Annotated in this window: 15 protein-coding genes and 2 pseudogenes; 9 read left to right on the top strand and 8 right to left on the bottom strand. The window is 34.4% G+C overall.

All coding sequences use genetic code 11. The annotated features are described in order from the left end of the window. Nucleotides 1-18: 18 nt before the first annotated feature. The 4 genes from E0H77_RS08190 to E0H77_RS08175 are packed head-to-tail and all read right to left on the bottom strand — an operon-like array spanning nt 19 to nt 2,367. Nucleotides 19-423: a DMT family transporter gene (locus tag E0H77_RS08190; protein ID WP_131376786.1), complete on the bottom strand. Its 405-nt coding sequence runs from the start codon at nt 421-423 to the stop codon at nt 19-21. Then, nucleotides 420-779 carry an EamA family transporter gene (locus E0H77_RS08185; RefSeq protein WP_131376783.1) on the bottom strand — a complete coding sequence of 120 codons (360 nt, stop codon included), beginning with the start codon at nt 777-779 and terminating at the stop codon, nt 420-422. The genes E0H77_RS08190 and E0H77_RS08185 overlap by 4 nt, the downstream gene beginning before the upstream one ends. Next, complete coding sequence (locus tag E0H77_RS08180; RefSeq protein WP_131376780.1) at nt 776-1,657, bottom strand: alpha/beta hydrolase; 882 nt, start codon at nt 1,655-1,657, stop codon at nt 776-778. The genes E0H77_RS08185 and E0H77_RS08180 overlap by 4 nt, the downstream gene beginning before the upstream one ends. Continuing rightward, a complete protein-coding gene (locus E0H77_RS08175; protein WP_131376777.1) occupies nt 1,654-2,367 on the bottom strand; it encodes an MtnX-like HAD-IB family phosphatase in 714 nt (237 codons plus the stop codon). The genes E0H77_RS08180 and E0H77_RS08175 overlap by 4 nt, the downstream gene beginning before the upstream one ends. A gap of 319 nt (nt 2,368-2,686) precedes the next feature. Between E0H77_RS08175 and E0H77_RS08170 the strand changes: the two genes are divergently transcribed. The 7 genes and pseudogenes from E0H77_RS08170 to E0H77_RS08145 all read left to right on the top strand — a co-directional run bounded on the left by E0H77_RS08170 (nt 2,687) and on the right by E0H77_RS08145 (nt 11,343). Continuing rightward, nucleotides 2,687-3,445, top strand: coding sequence for a MipA/OmpV family protein (locus E0H77_RS08170; protein ID WP_131376773.1), 759 nt, complete (start codon nt 2,687-2,689; stop codon nt 3,443-3,445). Between the two features lie 142 nt (nt 3,446-3,587). Further along, a complete protein-coding gene (locus tag E0H77_RS08165; RefSeq protein WP_131314654.1) occupies nt 3,588-4,967 on the top strand; it encodes an aspartate aminotransferase family protein in 1,380 nt (459 codons plus the stop codon). Nucleotides 4,968-5,290: 323 nt separating this feature from the next. Next, nucleotides 5,291-6,367 (top strand): GNAT family N-acetyltransferase, encoded by a 1,077-nt coding sequence (locus tag E0H77_RS08160; RefSeq protein ID WP_131376770.1) that lies wholly within the window; start codon nt 5,291-5,293, stop codon nt 6,365-6,367. After that, the gene (locus E0H77_RS08155) at nt 6,364-7,263 is read left to right on the top strand and encodes a hypothetical protein (RefSeq protein WP_131376767.1); all 900 of its coding nucleotides are present in this window, start codon (nt 6,364-6,366) and stop codon (nt 7,261-7,263) included. The genes E0H77_RS08160 and E0H77_RS08155 overlap by 4 nt, the downstream gene beginning before the upstream one ends. Before the next feature lie 194 nt (nt 7,264-7,457). Further along, on the top strand, nt 7,458-9,308 hold the full coding sequence (locus E0H77_RS08150) for a potassium transporter Kup (protein ID WP_131376764.1): 1,851 nt from the start codon (nt 7,458-7,460) through the stop codon (nt 9,306-9,308). A 547-nt stretch (nt 9,309-9,855) separates the two neighbouring features. Continuing rightward, nucleotides 9,856-9,924: pseudogene (locus tag E0H77_RS14050) on the top strand (hypothetical protein); the annotation flags it as partial. A 219-nt stretch (nt 9,925-10,143) separates the two neighbouring features. Continuing rightward, nucleotides 10,144-11,343, top strand: a complete 1,200-nt coding sequence (locus E0H77_RS08145) for a tyrosine-type recombinase/integrase (protein ID WP_131376761.1) — start codon at nt 10,144-10,146, stop codon at nt 11,341-11,343. Here E0H77_RS08145 and E0H77_RS08140 read toward each other — a convergent pair. Further along, nucleotides 11,336-11,557 (bottom strand): hypothetical protein, encoded by a 222-nt coding sequence (locus E0H77_RS08140; RefSeq protein WP_131376758.1) that lies wholly within the window; start codon nt 11,555-11,557, stop codon nt 11,336-11,338. The genes E0H77_RS08145 and E0H77_RS08140 overlap by 8 nt on opposite strands. A 209-nt stretch (nt 11,558-11,766) precedes the next feature. On the opposite strand from E0H77_RS08140, the gene E0H77_RS08135 reads away from it, so the two are divergent. Beyond that, on the top strand, nt 11,767-12,663 hold the full coding sequence (locus E0H77_RS08135; RefSeq protein WP_131376755.1) for a hypothetical protein: 897 nt from the start codon (nt 11,767-11,769) through the stop codon (nt 12,661-12,663). 66 nt (nt 12,664-12,729) lie between these two features. Here the strand turns inward: E0H77_RS08135 and E0H77_RS08130 are convergent, their stop codons facing one another. Beyond that, nucleotides 12,730-13,638 (bottom strand): hypothetical protein, encoded by a 909-nt coding sequence (locus tag E0H77_RS08130; RefSeq protein ID WP_131377076.1) that lies wholly within the window; start codon nt 13,636-13,638, stop codon nt 12,730-12,732. Between the two features lie 196 nt (nt 13,639-13,834). Then, nucleotides 13,835-14,881, bottom strand: coding sequence for a YagK/YfjJ domain-containing protein (locus tag E0H77_RS08125; protein ID WP_131376752.1), 1,047 nt, complete (start codon nt 14,879-14,881; stop codon nt 13,835-13,837). A gap of 412 nt (nt 14,882-15,293) precedes the next feature. Between E0H77_RS08125 and E0H77_RS08120 the strand changes: the two genes are divergently transcribed. Then, nucleotides 15,294-16,226 (top strand): YagK/YfjJ domain-containing protein, encoded by a 933-nt coding sequence (locus E0H77_RS08120; RefSeq protein ID WP_131376749.1) that lies wholly within the window; start codon nt 15,294-15,296, stop codon nt 16,224-16,226. 56 nt (nt 16,227-16,282) lie between these two features. On the opposite strand, the pseudogene E0H77_RS08115 reads toward E0H77_RS08120, so the two are convergent. Further along, a pseudogene (locus E0H77_RS08115) lies at nt 16,283-16,708 on the bottom strand (hypothetical protein); the annotation flags it as partial. Between the last annotated feature and the right edge of the window lie 285 nt (nt 16,709-16,993).

Below are 16,993 nucleotides of genomic sequence, written 5' to 3'. Positions count from 1 at the left end.
GGATCTCTGTATTCATAGTTAAGAATGGATGTTATAAGGGATGTTTTCTACATCGGTTTTAGATTCATCTCTAGCTAAAAAGAAGACACCAGCAATAATAAATAGTGCGCCAATGATTTTGATGAATGTTAGAGGTTCGTTAAATAACCATATAGACAGTAGAGTGACACTAATCAGCTCAAGGTGCGATGCTGCAAAAGCAGGGCCGACTGGTGCATATTTTAATAGCGTCATCCAGGTAAAAAATGCCCCGATATACCCGACAAATGCCCCATAAATCCATGGATGAGTAAATACTCGAATCAGCCAAGGAAAATCAAATGAAAGTGGCATGGCATGTACAGATGCAAATTTGAAACTGATCTGTGCTAGGGTGTCAAACATCATGAGCACTAAAAAGCCAATAATATAAAAAGATTTCATGCGCCTAACCCCACAATTGTGACGCCAATCGAAATTAGAACGACACCTATTAATCTATTTCTGGATAGTTTTTCATTAAAAAATAGTCGTCCAGCAAGCATAATGACCACAATATTGATGCTGCCTAGCATGATGCCATCAGATAATGGCACAAGAGATAAAAAGGCAAGCCAAGCCACAAATTCAAAAACGTAACAAAAAATTCCAATCCAAAGCCATGGTCGCTTTAGCATTGATTTCCAGTGTTCAATACCTGAGTGTTCCGCGCTTTCTGAAGCAGCAGCTTTAAAAGCGAGCTGTCCAACGGTATCAATCAGAATGGTGATAATCCATGCACCGATCACAAGTGGAGTCATGCAATATGACCTAACTTTTGCTCAAGCTCTAGTGACTGAGTGAATGATTTGGTGTTGCTATTCGTCAATTTTTTATCAATTTTTTGTATGAAGCTTAATGATTCTTCAACCACTTGTTTGCGATCGTTATCAATCGTGATCATATGGTAACTATTTTTAAGCCAAATGACTTGTTTCAATCCCGATACCTGATTATAAACAATCTGGCTATTACGACGATGTGAAATATCATCATTATAGGCATGCAAGCAAAGAGAGGGTGCTGTAATTTTATGCAAGTTTTTTCTGACATTGCGCGATAAACGCTGCAGTTGATATAAGGAATGCCAAGGATTACCTGGTAATCCAGCTTCACTACTATCACCACTGTTCATTGCATTTACAATACGCGCACGTAGAGACTCATTACAAATGCCGTAAGGTTCAGCTTCATCAAATGTATTATGGCGACCAATATTTAAATGATAAACAATTGGAAGTGCAATTGGTGCAAGAATTTTTGACCAAAGTGGAACACTCCAGCCATCATACTGAAATGTCGGGCTGTAAGAAATCACACCATTTACAGGATGTTCAGAGGCATATTTTAAAGCCAGTAGTGCGCCCATAGACAAACCACTGACATAAATTTGGTCAACGTGCTGTTTAAGTTTCTTTGCACCCTCACATACGCTGGCATACCAGTCCTCCCAACGGGTTTGAACCAGATCTTCGATATCACCACAGTGACCTGCCAGTTGAACACCGTAAACACTGTAACCCGCCTGATGAAATGAACGGGCAATCCCACGCATTTCATTGGGTGTCCCTGTTAAACCATGAATCAGTAAAATACCAGTACGATTACCAGAAAGAAAAAATGAATTATCTGAAATCATACAGTCACCACAGCTAAACGACCATGCTCTTCATCGCTATGAATCAGTTGCACCAATTGCTCCTGAATTTCAATAAACGATTTAAATGCAGTATGCTCAATGTTTTTTTCAATACAATGATTAATCATGGATTTTTTTGCAAAAACATAATCTGCTGTTTCCGCAAGGCAAAAGTCTGAACGACCATCACCAATCAAAATAATCTGTTCCTGAAAATGTTGTTCAGCCACTTTGCATTTACATGTTCCGCTTTGACTAATACAGCGCTGATTTGTATTTGGAAATTCAAGTTTCCAGTTGCGTTCGCTTACTTGAACCAAATGATTTGCAATAATAGGTAAATCTGCAAGATCATACTTTTTTAAAATATATTTAATCACGACATCCATGCCATCACTCACAATGGTTAATGGAATCTTGTGTGCGGTTGTCATGTGTACAAAATCAATAAAATCTGTATCAATTTCAATATGATCTAAGCATTGATAGAGTTCATTTTTAGACATGTCGAGTAATTCAATCTGACGCTGCATACAGATCTTGGAGCCAATCTTTCCTTGTTCCCACTCTTGTTCTATTTCTACCCAGCCAGGTTTTGCAAAAGTTTCTAATAATGTGTCTGTTGTATCATTTAAACTAATCGTCCCGTCAAAATCACATAGAATATGCCATTGAGCCGAAGAAGGGAGATTGTGACGGATAAGCAACATATATGCCTCACAGCGTTTAATTATTTTTTTCTTCAGCACATTGAAGAAAATTTGATTTGCAACATATCGCTTAAACCTTAAATATTCCTTATTATCTCGGACCTAAGCCTAAAAACTCTGGGTGGAATTTATTTTGGTAACCAATGTACTAGAAGCTAAATATTTGAAAAATTAATATATATTTTGAAATTATGCTAAATAATAAAATATATAGAATATTTGAATGAATTTTTTACTTTTGTATCTGATTTGTGTTAAATGATTGATAAAAAGAATAATCGATATATTTTGAGCGTCAATCAAAATTTGATCTAATTTTATGATTCATTTATTTTCTAGAAACAATAAGATATATTTTTTTATCTTAATAGCACTCAATTCTTGGTGTAATTATAGCTATGCAGAAGAGCCTGTTGCCCTGAGTGTAGGACTGAATACTTCTCTGGATTTTCAGGCCTATAAAGGAAAAACGGTTTGGATGAGTGTTTTACCTACTATTTTCTATGACAATAAAAAAATTTACGTGGAAGGTGATGAGCTCGGGGTCTATCTTTTAAATAATGATCAGAACCAATTTAGATTAAATGCTTATTATGATGACAGTTATTTTAGTCCTTCTGGAAAATTAAACGCTTTAAAAACAAAAAAATGGTCTGTCATGTCTGGTGCAAGTTATATGCGAATTACGCCATTTGGCGGGTTTAAAGCACAAATTGGTACAGATGTTTTATCTCGAAGCAAGGGAACCGTAGCGACACTTTCTTATTTAGCTGAATTAAATACTGGGAAATGGTCTTTTTACCCAGAGCTCGGTTATCAATGGAGTAATAGTCAATATAATGATTATTATTATGGCGTAAGTGCAGTTGAAGCGCGTAATAGTGGGGTAACTGAATATCACCCTAAAGATAGTCTTCAGCCCTATATGGATTTGAACTTTAATTATAATTTAAATAAGAAATGGAATATTTATGGTGGTATGAATATAAATTATCTATCAAATCAACAATATAGCAGCCCTGTAATTAAAAAACGTGTAGATTTTTCACCTTCTTTAGGGGTGGTTTTTAAATTTTAAGCTGAATTTCAGGAAACTGCTTTTAAATTTTATGCCGTAGAAATGAACAAATGTGCTTCTATTTCGTTTGAAAAGACCAGTGGAATGCATCGAATAATTGAACAGTAAACATACGGTATAACTACCAAAAAGGATAGGTCTCATGACAATTAATGAAGCTCAACTATTAGCAGATGAAGCAAAATATTGCTCTCATGGAGATACTGTTCATTATGTAAACCCCCCGAAAATTTTTACAGATTGCCAAGGTAGTTATGTCTTTGATGATCATGGTACACCTTACCTTGATCTACAAATGTGGTATTCAGCAGTAAATTTTGGTTATAAAAACCCACGCTTAGATCAAGCATTAATTAATCAAATTAATACCTTACCGCAAATTGCAAGCCAGTATTTGCACCCTACAAAAATTGAACTCAGTAAAGTACTTGCTGAAGATATCTTGAAAAAAACAGGGGTGCAGGGGCGTATCCATTATAACGTTGGTGGTTCTCAGTCAATCGAAGATTCGCTTAAGTTAGTCCGTAATTTCTGCAAAGGCAAAAGCAGAATGTTTGCGTTTGAAGGTGGTTATCATGGACGTACATTAGGTGCTTCATCAATTACTTCTAGCTATCGTTATCGCCGTCGTTATGGTCATTTTGGTGAACGTGCTCAATTTATTCCTTTCCCATACCCGTTCCGCCGTCCAAAAGGCATGACACCAGAAGAATATGCAGTAAAACTTGTTGCAGAATTCCGTCGCTTATTTGAAAACGAATATCATGGTGTTTGGGATCCGAAAGTTCGTGAAAGTGAATTTGCAGCTTTCTACATTGAAACGATTCAGGGGACTGGCGGTTATGTCATTCCACCAATGAATTTCTATCCAGAACTGAAAAAAGTGCTGGATGATCATGGTATTTTACTTGTGGTTGATGAAATTCAAATGGGCTTCTACCGTACTGGTAAACTATGGTCATTTGAACATTTTGATATCACACCTGACGTCGTTGTCTTTGGTAAAGCACTGACAAATGGTTTAAACCCATTGGCAGGTGTTTGGGCAAAAGAAGAAATGATTAACCCTGTCACTTTCCCAGTAGGATCTACGCATTCAACATTTGCGTCAAACCCACTAGGTACAGCTGTTGGTCTTGAAGTCATGAAAATGCTTGCTGAAAAAGACTATGAGAAACAGATCATGGAAAGTGGTGCTTACTTCTTGGAAGGCCTGAAAGATCTTCAAACACGTCACTGTGAAATTGGTGATGTCGATGGTCTAGGTTTAGCGCTTCGTGCTGAAATTTGTCAGACTGATGGCTTTACACCAAATAAAGAACTTCTCGACAAAATGGTGGACATTGGATTATCTGGTACGCTTGAGTATGAAGGTCAAAAATGTGGCCTAGTGCTTGATGTTGGCGGATACTATAAAAACGTAATTACGTTTGCACCAAACCTTGAAATTTCTAGAGCTGAAATTGATCAAGCAATGGTATTGCTAGAACAGTTATTAGTTCGCGCAAAAAAAGAGCTTTAATCTACAACAGTAGACCTCTTTCATTGTGATTTATCCCTCTCGTTGTATTTCTCTCATAGCGGAAATACAACAGATGAATGAAAGGCGCCTCATGAGTCATTGGTGTGAAGAAAGCGCTTTCTTCGTACTGATGAATTTTTAGGTTTAAAAAGAATAGTTGAATAATCATTCAGCTATTCTTTTTAATATGACGAATGTACTTTATCCGCTAAATAGCGATGATGAATTGTAGTACATTTCAAAACTGATATTTTTTACACTTATTAGAGTAAAATAAATAAGTTAAAAGTCATATCAACTTCTGGTTAAAACTTATTTAATATATGAGTGTAAAAATTAATCTTAATCAGTTAGAGCCTCAATCTTTAATTGATACCTTTTTAAAATACCCACCAGAAACTTTTGAAGCACAAGATTCAAAAGAGGGTTTACCGTATTTTACGACACAGTTTAATTTGTTAACCACGTTAGATATACCTGTTCGAAAAAAAGTTGAAGCTATATTTGGATATAAATTTTGGGGGAAACTACTTTATCTTTCAACGTGTTTTATTGGGACAACAGTCACTGAGTACACGCTTTTACCAAAAGATTATCAGATTGATGAAATTGTAGAAAATCTGAAAAAAAATTCAAAAAACAATACGTTAAAGATTATTAAAGATTTGCCATTAAACTCACCATTATTAACAGAATTTGAAAACCAATATAGTCTAAATTTAATTAGTGCTGCTGAAAAACGAGGATTTTTATCTTTAGAAGGGCAGGCTTTAGCTTATGTTGCAATTGATTTTGAAGATCGTGAAGATTATTTATCTCGATTTTCTAAAAGTCGGCGAAAAAATTTAAAAAGAAAATTAAAAAATTTGGATGAATTAAGATTAGAAATTGTAGATACAGGATCTGATGTTTTTAAAAATCACGATTTTCGTACTCATTTATATGAACTTTATTTGGCTGTTTATAATCAGAGTGAAATTCATTTTGATTTATTGCGTTCAGAATTTTTTGATAATATTTTGCAAGATCCGAACAGTGGCGGAAAAGTTTTTCTCTATTGGAAAGATGATATTTTAGTGGGTTATAATATTTGCTATGAATATAATAATAATTTAATCGACAAATATATTGGCCTAAACTATGCACTAGCGATTGATTATAATTTGTATTTTGTTAGTTGGTTTGTCAATTTAGACTATGCGAAGCAGCGTCATCTAAAATTTTATGTTGCAGGTTGGACTGACCCAGAGGTGAAATCAAAACTTGGAGCAAGTTTTACTTTTACACGGCACTTGGTTTGGATTCGTCGACCGATACTCCGCTTTATTTTAAGAAAGATGCGTCATTTATTTGAATCTGATACACATTGGTATGAGCAATCGCAGGAGTCAAAATCATGAGCAGCCAGCAGATACGCCAGTCCGTTGTTCTAAATTTTGATGATTCGACAGGAATTCCTGAAAATGCATTGAACCTCGATTTGGGTTCTTGGCAAGAGATGATTCGCTTTGGTTGTAAATGGACTCAGTTTAATCAATTGTCTAGCTATTTGACGGATCAGTTGCCTCAAAATACAGCGCTCGGTTGCACATTAATTGGGAGCGGGGATTATCATCATATCACTCAATATTTGCTCAATAGATTAAAAGATGCTGAGCCATTTCATTTAATTGTTTGTGATAATCATCCAGATAATATGCGTTATCCATTCGGTATCCACTGTGGGTCTTGGGTGTATTGGGCGAGCTTATTACCTCAGATTGCGCGTATTGATGTCATTGGTATCGGTTCAAGTGATATTGGTTGGAAACATGCTTGGGAAAATCATTGGTCGCCACTTCGTCATGGCAAGCTGCATTATTGGAGCATTCAGCAAAATGCCAGCTGGACTCGATGGATTGGGGCTTCAGATGCTTGGTTTAATTTTCAAAACCCAGATGATTTAATGCAAGAATTTTTAACAGAAATATCATCGTTAAATCTAAAAACTTATCTTTCAATTGATAAAGATGTTTTATCAAAAGATGCGGTAATGACCAATTGGGATCAGGGGTATTTTTTAGAGCAGCATTTAAAAGACTTAATTATACAGCTTAAAGGAAAACTGATTGGGGCAGATATTACAGGTGATATCTCAGAATATCGTTATCAAAGTTTTTTTAAACGCTTTTTAAGTGCATCTGATGGTCAAAGCGAAGAATTATTAGAAGAAAATATTAAATTGTTTCAAATTAATCAGAAGAAATTAAATAAAACTTTAATTGAAATGATTAATCAAAGTTGGGTGAATGATTGATTTCGTTAAAATATAAATTGGAGTAAAAATAACTCGATATCAGAAATATGAAGGATATTTAATTTTACTTATTTAATTTACTTATTGAATTGTGAAATATATAAAAACATTGATATTGATCGAATCTGTCAAGTCTTTAGCTATTAGAAAAATAAGAATATAATCTCGAATAATCCAATTTGGATAGTAAGAGTATGTCAAATAAAAAAATAAGTGGCCTTGCACTGGCTGCTCTGGGGGTCGTGTATGGAGACATTGGTACTAGCCCGCTCTACTCATTTAAAGAAGCCTTTTTACACGGTCTTGCTTTAAATGAAATGAACATATTATCAGTTTTATCGGCATTCATTTGGTCGGTTCTTCTGATTGTTACGGTTAAGTATATTAGCGTGGTGATGCAATATAATAATAATGGTGAGGGAGGGGTTTTATCACTGTTAGCATTAGTTCTGAAAAAAATAAAACCAGGCTCGAAACAAGCCCGTGTTGTCTTATTGCTCGGGTTATTTGCAGCTGGGTTGTTTTATGCTGATGCTTTTATTACGCCTGCAATCTCTGTGCTTTCAGCAATAGAAGGGACGGAGCTGATTACCATACAGTTCAAATCATGGATTATTCCTATCACCATTAGCGTGCTGATTATGCTTTTTTTGTTTCAGCGTTATGGAACTCAAAAGATTGGGGGATTATTATTTGGGCCAATTATGATTATTTGGTTTTTAACGCTTGGTATATTAGGTTTAAAAGAAATATTTATAAACCCTAGTGTACTATATGCATTTAATCCATTTTATGCAGTACAGTTCTTTTTTAATCAGCCCAAAGAAGGTATATTTTTACTATCAGCAGTATTTTTAGCATTAACGGGTGGCGAAGCTCTATATGCCGATATGGGGCATTTTGGTGCACGTGCGATTCGTGTTGCATGGTATGGTTTAGTTTGGCCAAGTCTAACTTTAAACTATTTGGGGCAAGGTGCTTTATTAATGCATAAGCCCGATGCAATTAATAATCCATTTTTCCTGCTTATGCCTTCATCAGGTTTAATCTTTTTAGTTATTCTTGCAACTTTTGCAACGGTTATCGCATCGCAAGCGACTATCTCGGGAACATTTTCACTGACATTAGAGGCATCTCGCTTAAGCCTTTTGCCCCGAATTAATTTTTTACACACATCTGATCAAGAAAAAGGTCAGGTTTATATTCCCTTTATTAACTGGTTAATGTTACTCGGGGTTATTTTCCTTGTTGTTACATTTAAATCATCAGGGGCTTTAGCATCAGCTTATGGTCTTGCTGTATCAGGAACGATGTTAATTACAACGATTCTGTTGATTTATATGCAGCTCCTTTATAAAGCATCTTATTTTAAATTATGTTTACTCGGATTGTTCCTGATCATTGAAATGGGTTTTGTTATTTCAAACTTGACCAAAATTGCAACTGGAGCTTGGTTACCAATTTTAATTGGATGTTTGGTATTTTCGATTCTCTTTATTTGGCAAAAGGGGATGCACTATTTAAAAGAAGAGCGTCGAAACCAAAGTTTGAATTTGGATATATTGCCTAATATATTAAATCAGGGGATTCATAAAGTTAGTGGAACTGCTATTTATTTAACTTCAGATAAGGATCTTATTCCAAATGCTTTACTGCATAATTTAAAGCATTATCAAGTTATTCATGAATATAATATTTCTTTAACCGTTGAAACTTTAAATTCCCCTTATGTACCGAATGAAGATAAAGTTAAAGTGAATGAAGTATTTGATAATTTCTATCAAGTCACCGTTTATTTTGGTTTTAGAGAATACCCTTATTTAGTTCCATTGATTGAAGGGTTAAAGTTACATGATTGGGAATTTGATTTAATGTCAACAACCTTTTTTGTTTCAGATACCATTATTATTAATAATGGTAACTTTTTAAATCATGTTGAATTTAATGTGTTTAATATATTGTTTAGACAAGCTGGTGAAATTCATCAATATTTTGGATTGCCACCAAATAGGACGGTTCAACTGGGTACGCAGGTCGTTTTGTAAGATTAGACTTCTTTTATGCACCTCTTTTATTTATCTTGCGCGGCATTGAAATAGATTTCATTTTGCTCAGGGAGAAAACAAAGAGGTTATGGTCATGATGAAAGAAGTTTATTAACGATCAGTGTTTAATCGGACAGAGATAGAGGTGCTTCTGAGATTGGAGCACCTTTTATTATTTAGAGTGAACTTCTTTCATTAATCCATGCAGTGATTTTGTGTGTTCCGTTTAATCTTTCTCAGACTCAACTCAGCTTAAGTTGAAATAATAGCAGTTCTCGTATTTTAGATGATGTGCTGATTTTAATGACAAAATTTACATCTGTTTAATTTTTAGATTATTTTGAAGTGCTTAGGCGAGTGAATATCACCAAACAGGCAATATGCTTTCAAAATTTGATTCAATATGAACAATTTAGGTAAATCAACAATCCATCAACAGAAATTCTTAAATCTGCTACAATGACGCCAATTTTGAATCCCTATATTTTCTGTTTTGTACTCATGTTTAAATAGGTACAAAACTGCGTACATATTGAAGATTGCTCTCATGTTTAAAGATGAATTGGTGGCTCAGGTCGCCCAACGCCGTACATTTGCTATCATTTCCCACCCAAATACCTGATACCTATTCAAGCTCATTCAATTCATTTCAAATGCAATAATAAAAATAATCTAAGTGCTGTAAAAATATAAAAATATTGTTATTCTTAATTTAAAGTATCATTCAACCCCATTCAATAGATTTCAAGTCTAGTCAGTATGTTTGTGTACATATATGTGTACATGTTTTCTAAGATTAGCCTTTTTAAAAAAATATGTACACAGGTGGAGTAAAATGCCTCTAACAGATACGTGGCTTAAGAAGAATTTGGATCGTGAACGTTCGGCAATACATACGGAGCCTGATCAAGCTGGTCTAAGTGTTCGTGTATCGCAAAAAGGAAAGCTCACTTTTCAGATGCGTTTTCGATACAACGATAAACAAGCTCGTTTAGACTTAGGAACATATCCAAATATGAGTCTTAAAGAGGCTCGTACTGAATTGCAAAAAATGAAAGCAATATTAGAAAAAGGACATGACCCACGTATTCACAAAAAGGTAGAGCTTCACAAGATCACAGAGGCTATTACATTTGAAGCTTTATTTAGAGAGTGGCACACTAAATATAGTATTCCTAATAAAAAGAATGCAGATCAATATCTGAGGTCATTTGAACTATATGTTTTTCCTAAATTAGGAAGCATTCCTGCTGAGCAAATTACGTTGCACATGTGGCTGGATTTGCTGGAAGAGCAATTTAAACAGTCACCATCAATAACCGATCGCATCCTAACTAATACAAAGCAGTGTTTGGATTGGGGGATTAATCGAAAATTAATTGAGCAAAATCCTATACGACATATCACTGGTAAACGTGACTTAAATATTAAGAAAAATAAAACAGTTCGAGTGTTAAGGGATGATGAATTATCTTTAATTTTTAAAATTTGTGATGAGTCTAGAACATCATTACGGAATGTTTTATTTCTAAAGTTATGCTTGTTTTATGGTAATCGGTATAGTGAGTTGAGGCTTGCACGTAAATCAGAATTTGATTTTAGTAAGAATGTATGGACAGTACCGTATGAAAATCATAAGACAGGAGAAAGTAAGGGAAATATTGTTCGACCAATTATTGAAGAGATTAAGCCGTGGCTTCAGTCAGCAATTGATTTAAGCAATTCTGAATACATTTTTCCACATGAAAATAGTAAAGAACCAATGGGGCGCAGTGGTCCAACAGATACCCCTTATAATTTCATGCAATTTGCACGTAAGAACTATAAAGTTGAAATGGATCATTGGTCTATGCATGATTTACGGCGTACAGCTAGGACAAATTTTAGTGCATTTACGAGTAGGGATGTTGCTGAATTAATGGTTGGTCATGTAATGCCTGGGGAGCAGGGGACATATGACTATTATGATTATCAAAAGGAAATGTCAAAAGCATATAAGAAATGGTGGAAAAAACTAAGCAATCTATCTAGTTAGATAGATTGCCAATTTGATTATTATTGAAATATTTGAGTAGCCATTCGTTAAATGTTTCTTCATCCCAAAGGCTAGTAGAGCCTGCACATTTTTTGATAGGTTGTGGCATAGGTTGCTTGAACATTTTTTGATTTGCTTGTTGGTAACGCCATAATGTAGAAGCGGAACAGTTTTTAAGCTTGTGCCTGATTTCTTTTGATGTGAGATAACCCATACCTTTTTCCTTGAAAGTGTTAATCAGTAGAAGAAAAAATAAATCGCTAATCTGGCTCGTTTTGAGGTGACTCGATTAGTATTAAAAATTCAATTTTTTCTGTTGATAGATTCAGTTTAGTCACAAAGAAAAAGGGGGGAAAGAGCAGTACGTGCATCTAAAAATATAGTAGTATTATTCTACTTTAATCATCTGTATTTAAATAAATTATGATTAATAAAAAAATATCAGACCTCAGTCTGCTTGAGCAGGATATATGGTTAAATTTTTGCTACTACTATCAGTGTGAACTGGATGATGAGTCAATAGCAAATGAGGATCAAACATATATTGATAAAAAAGAAAAAAACATAAGAAGAATGCAGCAGAATGATTTTCTATTGAGTGAGCTCATGGCTTTTCGTCAAGAAATGATGGGAGAAACTATTCCCTTTAAACCATTTCAAATCGCTGAGCTCTTAATGCTGATTTATACATTGAAGGTTGAGGTGAGCAACTTGCCTGCCAAAATGTTTCAAAGACAATATTCAGACATTTTAATTGCCTATGTGCAATTGCTGGGTGGATTGGAATTTATTCAGAATCATAAACTTGCCAGAAGTGCAAAAGCAACGCTTGCAGTCAAAGCCCGCTATGACAAGCATTTATACCCAAGACGGGAAATTATTTATCGCATATTAAGGGAACAGGTCGTACAGCGGGGTAAATGGGATAACCCGAATCAGGCGGTGAATTTTATTATTGATGATCTTATTAAGGCTTTTGAGGATTACGATGTTGACTGGCTTCAGTCTGAACTTGTGCTTAAGCAAAAAAAACTAAAGGAATTAGAGCAGCAGAGTAAACTGTCAACGAAGCAAACCAATGCGGATTTTGTGGGTATACGGAGAAAACCAAGAACAGCTTCAACTTCTAAACAAATAGAAGAATTAAAGAAAGAAATTAATAATCTGAAGCAAATACTCAAGTCAAAATATCCGTCTAAAGAGATGGAAAAATCCAAGTATAAAATGCCTTACAGTGGTGGCTACATAGCCGAAACCATTATTCATGAGTTGAGGAGCCAACCTGAAATATTGAAGGAAATTTTATTAAATGCAAATTGAATGTAAATATATGTTTTATTGATTTATTTGTAAAATTAACAAAATAGTGTGTCCAATCTTTCACAATTAATAGTTAGTGCTACAATCTTTGTAAATGAATTTGGGCGATACATATTCAGATTCATAATAGACATAGTGGTATTTTGCAAGTAGTTCGCTGAAGATCGCTTTCCATCTTTTTTCATTTGTGCCCTCAACATCCTGAATATCCATCGGATAATCGACTTCATGAGCGCTTAATGTAATATTGGAGTGAGGGGTGATGATGAGAGAATTGCCATTTCGTAGAGGAATGAAATCTTTCATTGAAAGCGGTTCACATTCACGTTCTGTTGCACTATATACAGTCAGTACATAATTATTTGATAAATCACGTTGAACTCGAAAAAATAATTCTAAAATTTCTGATTTGTAATTTTCATGAAATTGATCAATCATTTTTGAAATTTGTTGTGTAAGCCCTTGCTCAATAAACGGTTTATCACGTGATTCACATTTATCCATATGGAATATATATGTAAAAATATTAAGGTTAAATCGCTGCTGGGTTTTAAAAAGCTTTTTCATTACACGCGCGTTTGCTTTTTTTATCTCATTAATTAGTTCTAAGCGTTGGTGTCTGTCAGTCATTGCCATTCGACTCGTTGAGTCTCTTTTTAATTCATTTACGAATCCATTTACAATAGGCAAAATAGCGTTGACGTATTGCTCATGAGGCAACAGCAAAGGATTAATTGGTTGATCCAATTCATATCCTAAGTTTGAATAAGCTTTTTGTAATGCCCTAACACTTCGACTGAGCTTGAATAATGGATGTTCGAGTAACACAGAACTTATGCCAGGAAAATTTTGTAAAAGTTCAAATATGTGATCTGTATGAGGACTATTACTGACATAGTACTTACCCTTTTTGGTCGTTTTTAATTTGAAGGGGCTGTAACTTGGGTTTGTGATGATTTCTGAAATTTTTTGCATGGTGAGTAGGTTGTGTTCATTAACACAGAAATATATTTGATCGTGAGTGAATTTCAAATCTATTGGGTCTATTTGCATGCTCATAAAAACTCTATTATTCAAGTTGATAGTGTTCCTATCTTGATGAAAGTAGATTCTAAAATATTTTGAACTACTCTTCTGCAAAATTTAGGTAAATCATTATAGGGTACTTGATTTACCTTGTTGCGTACTTACGAGTGCTATAACCAAAAGTTCGTTGATTAATTTGCCCTTTTTCTATGATGAATTGCTCTGTTTTGGTAATGTGATCAATCATCACATGTAATGCATCAATTTTTTCTTGATCATCGTAAGTGAGCATACCAATAGCAAGATTTTTATCAACTCGCTTGTCATGATTGAAGCTTTGATAAATCCCTTTTTTTAAGGTTATGTTTTGCCATAATTCACCAAGTTTATCGGCAAAGTTTTTATCTTCTATAAAAGTATTCGCATCCATGAAAAATAGAAAATGATAGTGATATCTTTTCAATACTGAGTATTCTAATTTCCAAACAAAACCAACAATGGGCGGAACTATATCATTCGGTGCATGAAGTTTTTTGATGAACATCCGCAGGTAAGTTTTTAATAATTCAAGCGTGACTGTATGATCAGTATGTATGGAAAAATCCATTTTAATGATAAGTAATCTTCTGAATGTATTTAATAATTTTTTAACCAGTCGTTTGATCTTCTTGTTCTGATTGATGCTTTTTTCTTGGCGTAACTGGAGTGCTTTTCGATAGCTTGTATCGCTTGCAATTGAACAGGCAATCTGATGGCAAAAGTCATTTAAAATTTCAGCTTTTAAAATAAATTGATTGGGTGCTAGGGCGATAGCATCATTATGACTTCTAATCCAAAAATCACTCTGACTAACTGTTAAATGATGAAGCGTTATATTTTCTTTCAATACCTTGCGAAATAAGTCCACTTCAGGACTTGTGCAAGTTTCATCTTCAAAGTAGTGAGGATCAATTCTTCGGAGTGAGTCATGTATATTTTTATCAGCAATCGAATAAATATTTTGCTTTTTTTGATGTGGTAAGTAGATAGGTTTTTTTTCAAATTTTCTTATATGTAAAATGAGCTGAATGATTTCAAGTTGACGATATGCTTCATTTTCATTAAATACTTTAAGCTCATAAGTTCCCTGAGAACCTACGCTTTTTGTTAAATTTTCATCTTGAGTAGTAGAGGGGGGGTTAAGGTTATTCATCATAGCTCTAAAATAAAAAGTGGCGTAACTTTAGCCTAAGCAAAATCCGATACATCGGCGATTAGCGTTATGTAGATGAACGAACTTATCGAAACAACAGATTAAGATACTTAACAGGTAATATATATTATTAACTATAAGTAATATATATTAATAATATAAACAATATCTTATCTAGTTAATTCAATACAGTGAGTTGCTTAGCACAGTATAGCCCATACTCAAATGGGCTATAGATCATGTACCAATGACACAGTGTAAAACATTTAGAACTAACCCTATAGTATGTTCCAAAGTCTATGAGCTTATTCAGCTCAGCAGGATGACTACAACATCCTGCTGAGAAACATGATCAGTAAAATTTTATATCTCTCCCTTACATATGAACCTTATGTTTCAAGAGAGAATCCAAATGTCCCAGAATAGTCCATTAGAAAATGAATCATCTATTCTTATTTCCATAGAAGATTTTATGGTCAGTACATGCCATGAGCAATTTGTTGATGATCATGAAGAATTCAAACGAGAGTTGCTGGAAGCAATAGTATGGTTTAAGCAGATTTACAGAGAAGATTTTACTTATTCTAGAATCATACGAGTTTTTAAAAGAGTCATCGTTCTTGTTGATTACATCATGGAAAAACTCGATTTCCAAATGTATACAGATATTCTTAAGTTTGAACTGAATCATATTTTTTATATTCAGGGCATGATTCAGTATGAGATGAAAAATGCGTTACGAGAAAAATTAGATTTTCAATATCAAGAACAAAGTAATCGTTTTAAGCTTGAATACTACCTCAAGCAACTGCTTACACACTATGCTAGATTGCTGTTTGTACGGGTAGATATTGGTATTCTTAAAGCAAAACAAGTTTATTGGGACATAGAAGATTTTTATGAGGCATTGAGAATACTACGCAATCGAATGTCAAATAAGGATACCTGTTTTAGTGGTTTACAAGGTTTTGCTTGGGCATTAGAGCAGGGTGCTAAAAAAGGCTATCATTGTCATCTATTACTCATCTACGATGGGAATAGACATCATGAAGATTCAGGTTTAGCAAAACAGGTGGCTGAGTATTGGGTGCAAATCACCAATCAACAGGGTACTTACTACAATTGTAATACCAAAGAAAACAAAGAAAAATTTGATAAAAATAGTTTGCTTGGGATTGGAATGATCCATCGCGATCAACCAATACAATTTACAAATGCTATTCGTGCAGCGATGTATTTGGTTAATCCTGAAAAAGAAGACCAACATTTACGTGTAAAAACATCTCCACAAATGAGGACTTTTGGCACAGGTCAGTATGAGGTGGAATGGCGTAGAGGTCTTTAATTATTAATTTTAAGTGGAGAACACTGCAAACAGAAGTGTTCTCTTCTATCTTGCTATTAGAACGACGGATTTACATTACCTTGATCTGTAATCATTTCAGCTTCAAGTACCTGATTACCAAGATATTTCAGCAGATAAGATACACTAGAGCTATAGTTCATTTGCACCGGAATTTTGCTATAGAAATCTCCTGTATAAAAACCACAGCGACCACGATTAATATTTAATCCCTGTAAAGAGAAGGGTTGTTCAGTGATGGACTGAATTTCCAAAATATACTCAATTGCCCCAGACACGTTAAACGCTGATTGAGATTCCCGACTATTAATTCTGGCACGAACTGATACCTCTGGTTGCTCCATCTCCATCGGAATATTATTACTATATTCAGGATTGTTGGGATCAATATCGGATTCCATCATGGCAGTGAGTACTTCAGGATGTTTATCCCAATTATCGAGAAATGACTGTGCTTGCTTAATTTTGAGTGTGCTTTGAGTAAATGGTCTGTCAAAATCGACTGACGATGTAGATCAGCATTTGAATGATAAAATCATGGCTGGTTTTAGCCAAACAAGCTTATAAAGTTCGGCACTAAAAAGAAAAAATCAAATGATGTAGATTCGAGTTGACATCAAAATAAGCATAGTAAATAATCTGCTACAGGTGATATTGACCCTACTAGCACAGCAATTAGTAAAAAAAACAGTTAAAACTTCTTTTTATAAACATTTATTCATAACTGTGATCTTTTGATCCCGATATGA

This window comes from Acinetobacter brisouioides (genome assembly GCF_004331075.1).
In the GTDB taxonomy this organism is placed as follows: Bacteria; Pseudomonadota; Gammaproteobacteria; order Pseudomonadales; family Moraxellaceae; genus Acinetobacter.
Note: the sequence above shows the minus strand (reverse complement) of the source record. Positions and strands in the feature narration are given on the sequence as shown.